This is a genomic window from Nocardia cerradoensis NBRC 101014, assembly GCF_000308535.1.
Taxonomy (GTDB): Bacteria; Actinomycetota; Actinomycetes; order Mycobacteriales; family Mycobacteriaceae; genus Nocardia; species Nocardia cerradoensis.
This window is the reverse complement of record NZ_BAFW01000060.1, coordinates 59,199-73,163: the sequence shown is the minus strand read 5'-3', so window position 1 is coordinate 73,163 and position 13,965 is coordinate 59,199. Positions and strand designations below refer to the sequence as shown.

15 protein-coding genes are annotated in these 13,965 nt (G+C 67.8%); 8 read left to right on the top strand and 7 right to left on the bottom strand.

Translation table 11 applies throughout. From position 1 onward, the window contains the following. The 5 genes from ON23_RS07550 to ON23_RS07530 all read right to left on the bottom strand — a co-directional run. Positions 1 to 754 (bottom strand): WXG100 family type VII secretion target (locus tag ON23_RS07550; RefSeq protein WP_039777121.1); only part of this gene is annotated, 754 nt, incomplete at its 3' end. Beyond that, on the bottom strand, positions 754 to 1,272 hold the full coding sequence (locus ON23_RS07545; RefSeq protein WP_039777120.1) for a hypothetical protein: 519 nt from the start codon (positions 1,270 to 1,272) through the stop codon (positions 754 to 756). The genes ON23_RS07545 and ON23_RS07550, both read right to left, overlap by 1 nt. Before the next feature lie 55 nt (positions 1,273 to 1,327). Then, positions 1,328 to 1,903 (bottom strand): DUF3558 domain-containing protein, encoded by a 576-nt coding sequence (locus ON23_RS07540; protein ID WP_039777119.1) that lies wholly within the window; start codon positions 1,901 to 1,903, stop codon positions 1,328 to 1,330. 282 nt (positions 1,904 to 2,185) lie between these two features. Beyond that, a complete protein-coding gene (hemW, locus tag ON23_RS07535) occupies positions 2,186 to 3,388 on the bottom strand; it encodes a radical SAM family heme chaperone HemW (RefSeq protein ID WP_039777118.1) in 1,203 nt (400 codons plus the stop codon). Between the two features lie 45 nt (positions 3,389 to 3,433). Then, a complete protein-coding gene (locus tag ON23_RS07530; protein ID WP_083903761.1) occupies positions 3,434 to 4,243 on the bottom strand; it encodes an AraC family transcriptional regulator in 810 nt (269 codons plus the stop codon). Between the two features lie 54 nt (positions 4,244 to 4,297). Between ON23_RS07530 and ON23_RS07525 the strand changes: the two genes are divergently transcribed. The 7 genes from ON23_RS07525 (at position 4,298) to ON23_RS07500 (ending at position 11,202) form a co-directional block, all read left to right on the top strand. Next, a complete protein-coding gene (locus tag ON23_RS07525) occupies positions 4,298 to 5,287 on the top strand; it encodes a zinc-binding dehydrogenase (protein WP_039777136.1) in 990 nt (329 codons plus the stop codon). Between the two features lie 174 nt (positions 5,288 to 5,461). Continuing rightward, positions 5,462 to 5,554 carry an Ms4527A family Cys-rich leader peptide gene (locus ON23_RS39770; protein WP_368854180.1) on the top strand — a complete coding sequence of 31 codons (93 nt, stop codon included), beginning with the start codon at positions 5,462 to 5,464 and terminating at the stop codon, positions 5,552 to 5,554. Between the two features lie 131 nt (positions 5,555 to 5,685). Continuing rightward, a complete protein-coding gene (locus ON23_RS07520; RefSeq protein WP_039777117.1) occupies positions 5,686 to 7,464 on the top strand; it encodes a nitrite/sulfite reductase in 1,779 nt (592 codons plus the stop codon). Between the two features lie 13 nt (positions 7,465 to 7,477). Continuing rightward, positions 7,478 to 8,194: a phosphoadenylyl-sulfate reductase gene (locus ON23_RS07515; protein WP_039777116.1), complete on the top strand. Its 717-nt coding sequence runs from the start codon at positions 7,478 to 7,480 to the stop codon at positions 8,192 to 8,194. Further along, the gene (cysD, locus tag ON23_RS07510; protein ID WP_086006854.1) at positions 8,173 to 9,105 is read left to right on the top strand and encodes a sulfate adenylyltransferase subunit CysD; all 933 of its coding nucleotides are present in this window, start codon (positions 8,173 to 8,175) and stop codon (positions 9,103 to 9,105) included. The genes ON23_RS07515 and cysD overlap by 22 nt, the downstream gene beginning before the upstream one ends. Continuing rightward, positions 9,105 to 10,394 carry a sulfate adenylyltransferase subunit 1 gene (locus ON23_RS07505; RefSeq protein WP_039777114.1) on the top strand — a complete coding sequence of 430 codons (1,290 nt, stop codon included), beginning with the start codon at positions 9,105 to 9,107 and terminating at the stop codon, positions 10,392 to 10,394. Before cysD ends, ON23_RS07505 begins: the two co-directional genes overlap by 1 nt. Positions 10,395 to 10,461: 67 nt before the next feature. Then, positions 10,462 to 11,202: a sirohydrochlorin chelatase gene (locus tag ON23_RS07500; protein ID WP_039777135.1), complete on the top strand. Its 741-nt coding sequence runs from the start codon at positions 10,462 to 10,464 to the stop codon at positions 11,200 to 11,202. 45 nt (positions 11,203 to 11,247) lie between these two features. Here ON23_RS07500 and ON23_RS07495 read toward each other — a convergent pair whose 3' ends face one another. Then, positions 11,248 to 12,036 carry an HAD family hydrolase gene (locus tag ON23_RS07495; RefSeq protein ID WP_039777113.1) on the bottom strand — a complete coding sequence of 263 codons (789 nt, stop codon included), beginning with the start codon at positions 12,034 to 12,036 and terminating at the stop codon, positions 11,248 to 11,250. 175 nt (positions 12,037 to 12,211) lie between these two features. Between ON23_RS07495 and ON23_RS07490 the strand changes: the two genes are divergently transcribed. Then, positions 12,212 to 13,003 carry an SDR family NAD(P)-dependent oxidoreductase gene (locus ON23_RS07490; protein ID WP_223273183.1) on the top strand — a complete coding sequence of 264 codons (792 nt, stop codon included), beginning with the start codon at positions 12,212 to 12,214 and terminating at the stop codon, positions 13,001 to 13,003. 8 nt (positions 13,004 to 13,011) lie between these two features. Here ON23_RS07490 and ON23_RS07485 read toward each other — a convergent pair whose 3' ends face one another. Beyond that, positions 13,012 to 13,944, bottom strand: coding sequence for a helix-turn-helix transcriptional regulator (locus tag ON23_RS07485; protein ID WP_039777111.1), 933 nt, complete (start codon positions 13,942 to 13,944; stop codon positions 13,012 to 13,014). Positions 13,945 to 13,965: the final 21 nt, after the last annotated feature.

Below are 13,965 nucleotides of genomic sequence, written 5' to 3'. Positions count from 1 at the left end.
TGGTCGGAGAATTCGCCGGCGAACCGAGACCGGAGGGCGTCGTCGCCGACGGAACAGTGGACGACGGATTCGTCGACGGCGTGTTGTCGGTCGGACTTCCCGGCTGCCCGGGACCGGGAGTTCCGGGTCCCGGGCCGGGGCCAGGGCCGGGCCCGGGACCCGTCGGAGGCGGAGCGACAGACGTCCCCGGCGGTTTGTACAGCGGATCGGCCGGATTGTCCGGTACCGGCAGAACCGGGATCTGCCCGTCCGCGGCCACGAACTGCTTCACATAGTGATCCCGCATGGCCTCCCGGGCAGCGTTCTCACAATCGCCCCGGACCGACGGCGAACTGGGACCGTGCATACCCAGCATCTGCCAACTCGTCGGATTCCACCCCGACGCGTGCGCCGGCGGTTTGTCCACGATGGTTCTCGTCTTGTCCACACCGTCGACCGTCGACGAAACCCGTTGCGCGAGTTGATTCAACGGTGTCACCAGATCCAGCGCCCGTTGCGCATATCTGTTGATCGCGTCGCGCGTCGACGTCGCCGCCGGCCCCTCCCACGCCGCCGAACTGGAATTGTGAATGCGGGCCGCGAACAACTCCGCCGCCGAATTCCACCGCCGGGCGATCTCCTCGTATTCACCGCACCCGTGGTTCGCCTCGGTCGTGTTCAGCCCGACGAAGGAGTCGTAGATCTTCTGATGGGTCCAGCTGTCGGGGTTCTCCCCGCCGTTGGTGATCCTGGGGTTTTCGTTGCCCGTGGCCATTACGGGGCTCCCACCGCTGGGCTCTGGGGAACGACGCCGGGTTGTATTTGCACCTTCCCGATGGGGCTTGCGGGAGCGTTCGCCATCAGCGCGTTGTATTCGGCGGCGAATTCCTGGTCGGTTTCCACGTACTTCTGGGCGATCACATGATGCAACTGCTGAAGTTGATCGACTATTTGATAGTGCTGCTCCAGAATGTCCCAGACGTTGTTCGACGTATCCTTCGATGCGTCGACAATTTTTGCCTTACCGCGAAACCACCCAACCAGCACCTTGGACGATTCCAAGCCCTCAGTGAACTCACCGAGACCCCACTTTTCACGACGCGAGATATTCTGAGCGAGCCGCTGAAGGGCCCGAATCTCTTCTTTGAACGCGATACAATCCCGCTCGATATACACGAATTCGTCGGCGCTGACGCGTATCGAGTCCCCGAAGCTCACCGACAAGTTTCCGTTTTGAGCCTCCGTCAACGAACTCGTCAACAGGCCGGGCGACGGCGTGGTATCAGCACCCATGGTTTGTGCTCCTCCCCGTATTCTTTCGAATCACAAGCACCTGTCGCTACGAGCGCTACAGGCTGGACGGAACGGCCGGAATGATTCCTTCCGCCAGTCGCTGCGCGATATCGCAGGCATGCTGACCGGCAGTGTCGCGCGCGGAAGGCGGGTTCTCGACGCTGATTTCGAGACTGCCGCCTTTCACCTCGACATTGATTACGCAGTCCGCTTGGGCATCCTGCCCGTTCACGTGCGAGGTCAGGGCCGGCCGACCGGCGATGGTCAGTTCTTTGTCGACTGCGAAATCCTTGTTCGCCCGCACCATCGGCAACGTGATGTTGCTGGTATCGATCGTCACCGAATAGCCGTCCCCACCGGCTTGAACCCATCCACAGCCACGCCATTTGATTCCGCCGGCGCCATCCTGAACATCCGGATTCGGGTTCTTCAAATGCTCGGTCTGCAGAATCGACTGAGGGACATCCTTGCAAGCGTCGAAGCCCGTGGGCACATCCGGCGCGAGCGTGGACTTAGCGGACGAGTCTGCGGCATTCCCCTTCGACTCCCCGCCCGAATTGCACCCAGCTACCACCGCAACGACACCCACACCGAGCGCAATCCCCCGCGCCGCCTTCCCCCAGCTGACCATCTCGCCCCTCACGTCTGCCGGTGCCGCATCGCTCGGGGCCGGACCGGCTCACCCGCCCCCGTCAAGCTCGTTAGACGGTACCGGCCGAACCAGTGGTGTGCAAAGGTAACGAGTTGCCGGAACTGCGAAAGCATGGCAGCTCGGGCACGTCGGCGATCACGGCCGATGTGCTGTCACGAGGCGGATCGGGACCGCATCGCTCGGCGGCCGATAAGCTCTGTGCCGCAGGATCATTCGGAAACGCTGCGTACCTGCCGTCGCATCACCCGGGAGACCGCGACTTCAGCTCAGCAGATCGCGAACCACTCCATCGGCGAGCAGGCGCCCTCGATCGGTCAAGACGAGCCGATCATCGGCCACCCGGGCCAGTCCCTCGGCGACCACACTCTCGAGTGCCGCACGGCCCTCGGCGGCCAATTCCTCGACCGGAAGTCCGGAACGCAAGCGCACGCGCAGCATCACCCGTTCGGTGTACTGCTCCACGTCGGTCAGTGCCTCCCATCCGGCGGCGGGTAGTCCGGCGCCGGAGGCGATGCGCTCGGCGTAGCGGCCCGGGTGCTTGACGTTCCACCAGCGCACGCCGCCGAGGTGGCTGTGCGCGCCGGGGCCGGCACCGAGCCAGTCGCCGCCGTCCCAGTAGCCGAGGTTGTGCCGGCAGCGGGCGGAAGGCGTTGTGGCCCAGTTCGATACCTCGTACCAGTCGAAGCCGGCGGCGGCGAGGCGGGCGTCGATGCGTTCGTAGCGGGCGGCGAGGGTGTCTTCGTCGGGTGCGGGGAGTTCGCCGCGGCGGACCTTGCGGGCCATGGCGGTGCCGTCCTCGACGATCAGGGAGTAGGCGGAGACGTGGTCGACGCCGGCGGAGAGGACCGCGTCGAGGCTGGTGTCGAGGTCGGCATCGGATTCGCCGGGCGTGCCGTAGATCAGGTCGAGATTGACGTGGTCGAAACCGGCGGCTCGCGCCTCGCGAGCGGCGGCCACGGCGCGGCCGGGAGTGTGGGTGCGGTCCAGGACGCGCAGGACGTGGCTCGCGGCCGATTGCATGCCGAGCGAGACTCGGGTGTATCCGGCGGCCCGGATGCGCTCGAAGAACCGCGGTGAGGTGGATTCCGGGTTGGATTCCGTGGTCACCTCCGCATCGGCGGTGAGGGGGAACTCGGCACGGATGGCGGCGAGGACGTCGGCCAGGCCGTCGCCACCCAGCAGAGACGGGGTGCCGCCGCCGACGAATACCGTCGAGACCGGCGGTTGCGCGCTCGGCAGTTCCGCGAAAGCCGCTGCCGCCGTGGCCAATTCCCCGCGCAGGGCCTCGAGCCACGACTCCGGCGAGGCGCTGGAACCCAGCTCGCCCGCCGTGTAGGTGTTGAAATCGCAGTAACCGCAGCGCGTCGCACAGAACGGGACGTGCACGTAGATCCCGAACGGCCCGCCGCCGAAATCGCGCAGCGTCGGCGCGGCGGTGGTCTGTTCGGGAGCGGATGCGGTCACCCCACCAGTGTGCCCGGTGCGGCCCAGTGACCGGCGGCACACCGGTCAGTCGACCGCGTCCGGCGCCGGTTGCCCACGATGGGTCCGATGCGAGCGGGCGTATCTACCGGGGGTGGTGCCGACGATCTCGGTGAACGCCGCGATGAAACCGCTCGGGTTCGCCCACCCGCAGGCGTGCGCGGTATATGTGGCGTCGTGGCCCTCGGCGAGCAGCACGAGTGCGTGCGAGATGCGCAGCTGGGTGCGCCATTCGTAGAAGGTCATACCGAGTTCGTCGTGGAAGAGACGGCTCAGCGTGCGCGCACCCGCGCCGACCGCCCGGCCGAGGTCGGCCAGCGCGCTGGTGTCGGCGGGGTTGTCGTACAGGATCCGCGCGAGGGCCTGCAATCGGTCGTCACGAGGTTGCGGCAGTTGCAGCGGCTGCTCGTGGGCTTCCCGGAGTTCGTCGACGAGAACGCGGTGCAGCCGGGCACGCGCGCCGCGGTCGTGGTCGCGGGAACCGGTGAGACTGAGGAAGACCTCGCGGGCCAGATCGGTGGCCCCGAATACCGCGGGGCGATCCGGTAGCAGCCGGGCCGGCGCCGCGGGGAGAAAGACGATCCGCATGTCGGTGCGTCCGTGCGCGCGGTGCTGATGCGTGAATCCGGCTGGGGTCCAGCCGATCCGGTTGGCCGGCACGATCGACGTCCCCCGATCGGTGTGCACCGACAGCACGCCGCGGGCGGCGTACACCAGATGTCCGCGCGCATGGGCGTGGACCGAACTCGACGCTCCCGAAGCCCACTGGTGAACACCCCCGGACGGCCACAGGCGCGACGTCGGAGCCGTCTCGGCGGCGTGGCGGCGAACGGGCATGACGTGGCATTCTATCGGTGGTCGGCCGGCTGGGTGATCCACGACAGTGAGCGCATGAGCGAGACGACGATGCGTGCGGCGGTCTGTGTGCGGGCGGGCGGGCCGGAGGTGCTGGAGATCGCAGAGCTGCCGATTCCCCGGGTCAGGCCGGGATGGAGCCTGGTGCGGGTGCGCGGGGCGGGGGTGAACCGCTCGGAGTTACGGACCCGGCAGGGCCATTCGCCGACGGTGAGGTTCCCGCGCGTACTCGGTATCGAATGCGTGGGCGAGGTGGTGGCCTCGACCGATCCCGGCCTGCCGGAGGGGACGACGGTCGCGGCGGTGATGGGCGGAATGGGACGCGAATTCGACGGCGGATACGCGGAATTCGCGGTGCTGCCGAACGCGCTGCTGATGCCGATCCGCACCACATTGCCATGGCACGTCCTGGCCGCACTGCCCGAAACGTATCTGACCGCGCACGGTGCGCTGGCGGCCTCGGGCGTGCTGTCCGCGGGACGGCAGGCACGGCTGCTGATTCGCGGCGGAACCTCGTCGGTGGGCATGGCCGCGATCTCCCTCGCGACCGCCGAGGGTATCGACACCGCGACCACGACCCGGCAGCCCGCGAAGGTGCCGGCACTGATCGCGGCCGGCGCCGATCACGTCCTGGCCGACGCCGGCGGATCCCTTGCCGGGGCCGTGCACGCGATCTGGCCCGAGGGCCCCGACTACGTCCTGGATCTGGTCGGGGCGCGCACGGCGGTGGATTCGCTTCGTCTGGTTCGCCGCGGCGGCACGGTCTGTGTGGCGGGCTCGCTCAGTGGATGGCTGATTTCGGACTTCGAGCCGATCGCGATGATCCCGTCCGGCACCGGGCTCACCGCCTTCCACAGCGACGAGTGCGCCGGCAGCACGGCCGTGTTGCAGCGCCTCGTCGACAGCGTCGAAGCGGGTGTTCTGTATCCGAATATCGACCGGGTTTTCGCGCTGGACGACATCGCCGCGGCCCACCGCCGGATGGAGAACGACGAGGCGACCGGAAAGCTCGTCGTACTGCCCTGAACTACCCGCTCGGCGCCCCACCGAACGGACCCGCCGGTACGGCATGCGGCGAATCCGCTTGTTCTATGACGCATCTCACAAATTAGGACGGCCGTCCAGGGAATTTCCCGCTTTTTTGCGGAGAATATGACCCACCCGTCGGAAAGACCCATCTGACATGGCACAATAACTGTCATGACCGGACTTGGAGTACGACTCGTGGCGCGCCGCCATGTCGACTTCAAGCGTGTCTGCAGTGCCAGTTGTCTGCCGGATCGCCTCCGGTAGCTCGGCCTCCCCTCTCCCGATTCCCGGCATCCGTCGCGATGCCCATCGGTCCGATTCGCTGAACACCGAAGGCGCGAGCCAGCCCCTCCGCCTGCCGCAAGGCCTGATCCATCTTCTTCAGGAGCGACCCTATGACGTCGAGTACCGACGCCGGTCCCACCCCCGAGTCCGTTCGCGCCGAACGTGAACGCCTCGCCCGTGAGCGTCGTGCCCGGCCCCGTCCGGAGACCTCCGGGCCGCGCGAACGCACCGGGAAGCCGGTCCGCCGCAAGTCCGAGGGCCAGTGGGCCCTCGGTTACCGGGAGCCGTTGAACGCGAACGAGCAGAGCAAGAAGGACGACAATCCGCTCAACGTCCGCGCGCGCATCGAGAACATCTACGCCAAGGGCGGATTCGACTCGATCGACAAGGGCGATCTGCGCGGCCGCTTCCGCTGGTGGGGCCTCTACACCCAGCGTGAGCAGGGCTACGACGGCACCTGGACCGGTGACGAGAACATCGATCTGCTCGAAGCCAAGTACTTCATGATGCGCATCCGCTGCGACGGCGGCGCGCTCAATGTCGAGCAGGTACGCACCCTCGGTCAGATCTCCACGGAGTTCGGCCGCGACACCGCGGATCTGTCCGATCGCGAGAATCTGCAGTACCACTGGATCGAGATCGAGAACGTCCCGGAGATCTGGCGGCGTATCGAGGCGGTCGGATTGCAGACCACCGAGGCCTGCGGCGACTGCCCGCGCGTCGTGCTCGGTTCCCCGCTGGCCGGTGAGTCGCTGAACGAGATCATCGACGGCAGCTGGGCGGTCGAGGAGATCACCCGCCGCTACATCGGCAAGAAGGAGTACTCGAACCTCCCCCGCAAGTTCAAGACCGCGATCTCCGGCCAGCAGGATGTGGTCCACGAGATCAACGACGTGGCCTTCATCGGCGTCGAACATCCCGAGCACGGCCCCGGTTTCGATCTGTGGGTCGGCGGCGGCCTGTCCACCAACCCGATGCTCGCTCAGCGCGTCGGCGCGTGGGTGCCGCTCGAGGAGGTGCCCGATGTGTGGGAGGCGGTTGTCTCACTGTTCCGCGATTACGGCTACCGCCGCCTGCGGACCAAGGCGCGGTTGAAGTTCCTGATCAAGGACTGGGGCGTCGAGAAGTTCAGAGAAGTTCTCGAAACCAAGTACCTGCAGCGCAAGCTCATCGACGGCCCGGCGCCGGAGAAGCCCACCCGCCCGATCGACCATGTGGGTGTGCAGAAGCTGCGCAACGGGCTCAACGCGATCGGCTTCTCCCCCATCGCGGGCCGCGTCTCCGGCACGATCCTGACCAAGGTCGCCGACGCGGTCGAGCGGATCGGCTCCGATCGGATCCGATTCACCCCGTACCAGAAGCTCGTGGTGCTCGATGTTCCCGACGACAAGGTCGAGGAACTGATCGCCGAGCTGGAACCGCTGGGACTGCAGGCCCGCCCGTCCGCCTGGCGGCGAAACCTGCTGGCCTGCAGCGGTATCGAGTTCTGCAAGTTGTCGTTCGTGGAGACGCGCAAGCGTTCGCAGGTGCTCGCGCCCGAACTCGATCAGCGCCTGGCCGACATCAACGCGCAACTCGATGTGCCGGTCACGATCAACATCAACGGCTGCCCCAACTCCTGCGGCCGCTCGCAGATCGCGGATATCGGCTTCAAGGGCCAGCTGGTCGACGACGGCAACGGGAATCAGGTCGAGGGCTACCAGGTTCATCTGGGCGGCACCCTCGGGCTCGACGCCGCCTTCGGCCGCAAACTGCGCCAGCACAAGGTGACCAGCGAGGAGCTCGGCGACTACATCGAGCGTGTCGTCCGCAATTTCGTCAAGAACCGCAACGACGGTGAGCGGTTCGCGCAATGGGCTGTCCGCGCCGACGAGGCCGACCTTCGGTAACGGGAGATCCAGTATGGCAACCACTTTGGACAAGCTGAGCGAAGCCGAGCTGCGCACGATCGCCGAGGACGGCGCGGCGCAGCTGGGCCCGCACGCCTCGGCGACCGAACTGCTGCAGTGGACCGAGGACACCTTCGGTTCCGGCTACATCGTCGCCTCGAATATGCAGGACGCGGTGCTGGTGCAGCTCGCCGCGCAGATACGGCCCGGCGTCGACATCCTGTTCCTCGACACCGGCTACCACTTCGCCGAGACCATCGGCACCCGGGACGCGGTCGAGACCGTGTACGGCGTGAACATCGTGAACGTGCAGCCCGAACACACTGTCGCCGAACAGGATCGGCTGCTCGGCAAGGATCTGTTCGCCCGCGACGCCGGTGAATGCTGCCGGCTGCGCAAGGTGGTGCCGCTGAAGAAATCGCTGGCTCCCTACAACGCGTGGGTGACCGGCATCCGGCGCGTGGAGGCCCCGACCCGGGCCAACGCGCCCCTGATCTCCTTCGACGAGGGCTTCGGCCTGGTGAAGATCAACCCGATCGCCGCCTGGTCCGACGACGAGATGGCCGCGTATATCGACCAGCACGGCATTCTCGTCAACCCTCTCGTCGAGGAGGGATATCCGTCCATCGGTTGCGCTCCGTGCACGCGGAAGCCGGAACCGGGATCCGATCCGCGAAGCGGCCGTTGGGCCGGCCTCGCCAAGACCGAATGCGGGTTGCACGCCTCATGACTTCGACGGTGACCGATACACAATTCGATACGCTTGCCGCCCTCGAGAGCGAAGCCATCCACATTTTCCGTGAGGTGGCGGGCGAATTCGAGCGGCCGGTGATCCTGTTCTCCGGCGGTAAGGACTCGACGGTCCTGCTGCACTTGGCGCTCAAGGCATTCTGGCCCGCGCCGCTGCCGTTCTCGCTGCTGCACGTGGACACCGGCCACAACCTCGACGAGGTGCTGGCCTTCCGCGACCGTGTGGTCGAGAAGTACGGGCTGCGGCTGCACGTCGCCAGCGTCGAGGAGTACCTCGCCGACGGCCGGCTCACCGAACGGCCCGACGGTATCCGCAACCCGCTGCAGACCGTGCCGCTGCTGGACGCCATCACCGAGAATCGCTTCGACGCGGTCTTCGGTGGCGGCCGGCGCGACGAGGAACGTTCGCGGGCCAAGGAGCGGATCTTCTCGCTGCGCGACGCGTTCGGCCGCTGGGACCCGAAGCGGCAGCGCCCGGAGCTGTGGAACCTGTACAACGGCCGGCACGCGCCCGGTGAGCACGTGCGGGTATTCCCGCTGAGCAACTGGACCGAACTCGACATCTGGCGCTACATCGCGCGTGAGAACGTCGAACTCGCGACCATCTACTACGCGCACGAGCGGCCCGTGTACCAGCGCGACGGCATGTGGATGACCCCCGGTTCCTGGGGTGGTCCGCGCGAGGGTGAGGAGCTGGTCGTCAAGTCGGTGCGCTACCGCACCGTCGGTGACGGATCCACCACCGGCGCAATACTTTCCGATGCCGCGACCAACGACGACATCCTTGCCGAGGTCGCCGCGTCGCGACTCACCGAACGGGGCGCGACCCGCGGTGACGACCGCGTCTCCGAGGCCGCCATGGAAGACCGCAAGCGAGAGGGTTATTTCTGATGTCCGACCTACTGAGACTGGCCACCGCCGGCAGTGTCGACGACGGCAAGTCCACACTGGTCGGACGCCTGCTCTACGACACGAAATCGGTGCTGGCCGACCAGATCGACGCCGTCACCCGGGCCTCGGTCGACAAGGGTCTGGCCACCCCCGATCTCTCGCTGCTGGTCGACGGGCTGCGTGCCGAACGCGAACAGGGCATCACGATCGATGTGGCCTACCGGTACTTCGCGACGCCGAAGCGGTCCTTCGTGCTCGCCGACACCCCGGGCCACGTGCAGTACACCCGCAACACCGTCTCGGGCGCGTCGACCGCGCAGCTGGTGATCCTGCTGGTCGACGCCCGTAAGGGTGTCATCGAGCAGACCCGGCGCCACGCCGCGGTGATGGCACTGCTGGGTGTGCCGAAACTGGTGCTGGCGGTGAACAAGATCGATCTGGTGGACGATGCCGAGGCCGTGTTCGAGCAGATCGTGGCCGAGTTCACCGAGCTGACGGCCAAACTCGGCTGGGCCGCCGAGGACGTGGTGGAGATTCCGGTGTCGGCGCTGCACGGCGACAACATCGCGTCGCGGTCGGACAAAACTCCGTTTTACGACGGTCCCTCGCTGATCGAACACCTGGAGTCGGTGCCGGTCGATGCCGACAGCACCGGCCGCCATCAGGTGGGGTTGCGCTTCCCCGTCCAGTACGTGATCCGCCCGCGGACGGCGGAGTATCCGGACTATCGCGGATATGCGGGGCAGGTCGCCGCGGGCGTGGTGGCCAAGGGCGACGAGGTCGTGGTGCTGCCCTCCGGCATCCGGACCACGGTCGACCGCATCGACACCGCCGACGGCGAACTGCCCTCCGCCCAGCCGGGTCGCAGTGTGACCCTGCTGCTCACCGATGAGGTCGACATCTCGCGGGGCGACACCATCGTCGCGGCCGCGGACGCACCCGAGCCGATCGATTCGTTCGACGCCACCGTCTGCTGGCTCGGCGACAAGCCGTTGCGGTCCGGCGCCCGCCTGCTGCTCAAGCACGGCACCCGGACCACGCAGGCCATCGTCGGCGCGCTGATCGAGCGGTTCGACGAGCAGAACCTGGCCGCCGATCCGGATCCGGAATCGCTGGCGCTCAACGATATCGGCCGCATCTCGGTGCGTGTCGCGGAGCCGATCGCGGCCGACGACTACCGGGTCAACCGCTACACCGGCAGCTTCCTGCTCATCGATCCGGCGGGCGGTAACACCCTGGCCGCCGGCCTGGTGGGCGACGTGCTGACCTCGGTCGAGGTCGGTACCTGAGATGAGTTCGGCCGGTGAGGCATTCGGGAACGGGGAGCGGGCACGGAGGCCGTTCGCCGCGCACGTGATGCCCTCCGGCGCCCCGGCCTTCATCGCGGTCGCACACGGGAGCCGTGATCCGCGGTCCGCGGCGACGATGTCGGCCGTGGTCGCCGAGATCGCCGCCCGACGTCCGGATGTCGACGTACGACTGGCATTCCTGGATCTGAACACCCCCTCGGTGGAACAGGTCATCGATGCCGTTGCGGCACAGGGACATACCGAAGCCATCGTCGTTCCGTTGCTGCTGGGCAGCGCGTTTCACGCCCGGGTGGACCTGCCCGGCATGCTGGCGGCCGCCCGCAACCGGCATCCGTTGCTGCGGATCACACAGGCCGATGTGCTCGGAACCGACGCACGGCTCGTGGCGGCGTTGCGCGATCGAGCGCTCGACGCGGGCGCCGATCGCGACGATGCCGGCCTGGGTATCGCGGTCGCCGCCGTCGGGTCCTCGTCCGCGGCCGCCAACCGGATCACGGCCGAGGTCGCGACGGCGCTCACGCACGGCACCCGCTGGCGGTCCGCGATCTGCTTCGCGACCACGCAGCCGTCGCCGGCCCGAGCGGTGTCGGAGCTGCGCGGCCGGGGCGCCCGCCGGGTGATGGTCGCCCCGTGGTTCCTCGCCCCGGGATTGCTCATCGATCGGCTGACCGACGCCGAACCCGGCCTGGTGCACGCACTTCCGATCGGGCCGCACCGGCTTCTCACGGAAGTCGCGCTCGACCGTTACCACGCCGCCGGGCGGCTGTCCTTCGAGCTCTCGGCCTGATCCGGCCCGGCCTCGCGTCGGTCGCGCGGCGTCGGACACCGAGGCTCATCCCCCGAACCAGCGCTCCAGCACCAGGGCAGCCCCGTCCTCGCTGATATCGGCGGTCGTTTCGTCGGCGAGCTCGTGGACCGGGGGCACCGCATTGCCCATGGCGACGGAATGTCCTGCCCAGGTGAGCATTTCGATATCGTTGTAGCCGTCGCCGATGGCCAGGGTCTGCTCCAGCGGGATGTCGAGGGCCAGGCGCAGCTGTTCCAGCGCCCAGCCTTTGGACACCCCCTGTTTGGAGGCGACCAGCCACGGTTCGTCCTCACCGTGCACCCAGCCGGCGCCGGGGAGATCGAGTTCGCCGACGGCGTCGATCATTTCGTCGAGGCTGCCGCCGGGCCACCAGCCGTTCAACCGCGTCGTGGGTTCGAGGCTCAACTCCGCATCGTCGACGAAGCGGAATTCACCGAGCCGGAAACTGCCGGGGTAGTAGCCGGTGGCCCAGGTGCCCACGCCCACCTTCTCCACCGACAGCACCATATCGGGCAGTAGTGCCCGCAGCGTCGCGACCGCCGGTTCCGGATCGAAGGTGTGCACGGCCAGCGGCTCCCAATTCGAAATATCGACGTGCACAGCGCCGTTCGAGCACAGCGCCTGGCCCTGCTCGAGTCCCAGCTCCTCCATCACGAGACGGGTGGCCAGCAGGGTGCGGCCGGTGGTGATCACCACATGGGCTCCCGCATCGACCGCGGCGCGCACCGCCGCACGCACCCGTGGGCTCATGGGTGCGCCGGCCTGCAGGATGGTCCCGTCCACATCCAGGGCAATCAGTCGAGGACTGTTCACCGAGTCATTGTCACTGATCGTGCATCTGCACTGACAGTCCCGCCTCCGTTACCCGGCGGTATGCCGGTCCGGTAACTGCATGACACATCAACTACAGGTCCGAATCCCGCCAGCTTCGCCGGCTCCGCGCGACTTGACTGGCATCTGCCACGAGATCACGTGGCAGACAACGGAGATGGAAACGACAGCGGAAATGGAGACGACAGTGGACAACCGGTTCGAATCGAAGGTCGTGCTGATCACCGGCGCCGGCAGCGGGGTCGGTGCGGCCGTGGCCCGGCGCGTGGCGGCCGAGGGCGCCGCGGTGGTGCTGGGCTCCCGCGGCAAGGAGGCCGGAGACCGGATCGCCGCGGACATTCGCTCCGAGGGCGGCCGAGCCGTCTTCGTGCCGACCGACGTCACCGTGGCCGAGGACGTGGAGCGGCTCACCCGCACCGCGATCGACGAATTCGGAAGGCTGGACGCGGCATTCAACAACGCCGGTGCGGTCAACTCCTTCGGCCCGGTGCAGGACATCGACGACAACGGCTGGCGCGCGGATCTGGAACTGAACCTCACCGGCGTGTACTTCGGCCTGCGATCTCAGGTCCCGGCGCTACTGGCGTCCGGTGGCGGGGCGATTCTCAACAACGCCTCCAACCTCGGCGTGGTCGGCATGGCCTCGGTCGCTCCGTACGTCGCGGCCAAACACGGCGTGGTCGGCCTGACCCGCGCGGTAGCGCTGGAGACAGCCGCCGAGGGCGTGCGGGTCAACGCCCTGGTTTCGGGCGCGGTGGATACTCCCGCATTCCGCTCGTCGATGGGCGCCACACCCGAAGGCGAGGCAGCGGTCGCGGCGCTGCATCCGCTCGGCCGGATCGCCCGCGCGGAGGAGATCGCATCCCTGTGCGCCTACCTGCTCTCCGACGAGGCGAGCTTCGTCACCGGCGCGGCGGTCGCCGTCGACGGTGGTTTCACCGCCCGCTGAGCCTCGGATCAGCGATAGATCGCGGTGAGTTCGGCCGCCAGCGCGGCCAGCTCACGCCGAATCGATTCGGGGGCAACGACTTCGAGGCGTCCCCCGAATCCGGCGAGCTGTTCGGCGATCGCGCGCGGCAGGTGGGCACTGATCCGCAGCCGCACCCGGCCGTCGTCGACCGGACCGTCCTCGACACAGTGCCGGCCCAGCCGATCACGCAGGACCGGCACGATCCCGGCATCGGCGTGCACGATCGCCGACACGTCGCCACGGCGCTGTTCCATCTGTTCGACGATCTCCGACCACGCCTGCGCCAGATCGAAATCCGCCGGGACGCTGGTGACGCCCTCCTCGACGGTCACCTCGCTCATGCGATCGACCCGATAGGTCCGGCGCCCTCGGTCGGTTCCGGCGATCAGGTACCACACCGCGTCCTTGTCGACGACGCCCCACGGCTCGACGACACGGTCGCCACCGGCGGAACCGTAGCGGAAGCGGACGGGTCGTCGCCGGGTGACGGCCTGCTGCAACACCGCGACCTCCGCTGGTTCGGCATGCGGCTGCCGGCCCCAGCCGGCCGGATCGATCAGCGTCGCCGCCGAGGCGGCCAACGCCTCCTCGCGAAACGTCTCCGGCAAGGCCCGCACCAGTTTTCGCAGCGCCGAGCGGGTGGCGGGCGAGCCCGAGGCGGCCGGGCCGAGCAGCAGGAACAGCGCCCGCGCCTCGTCGGCTTTCATTCCGCTGAGATCGGTCCGGGCACCGCCGACCAGGGCCCAGCCCCCGCCGCGACCCGGCTGCGGATAGACCGGAACCCCGGCCGACGACAGCGCCTCGAGGTCGCGGCGTGCGGTCGCCACGGAAACCTCGAGTTCCCGGGCGACCTCGGCGGCGGTCACCCGGCCCCTCGCCTGCATCAGGAGCAGCGTGGCAATCAGACGGTCGGCGCGCATACGGCAATTCTGCCCAACAAA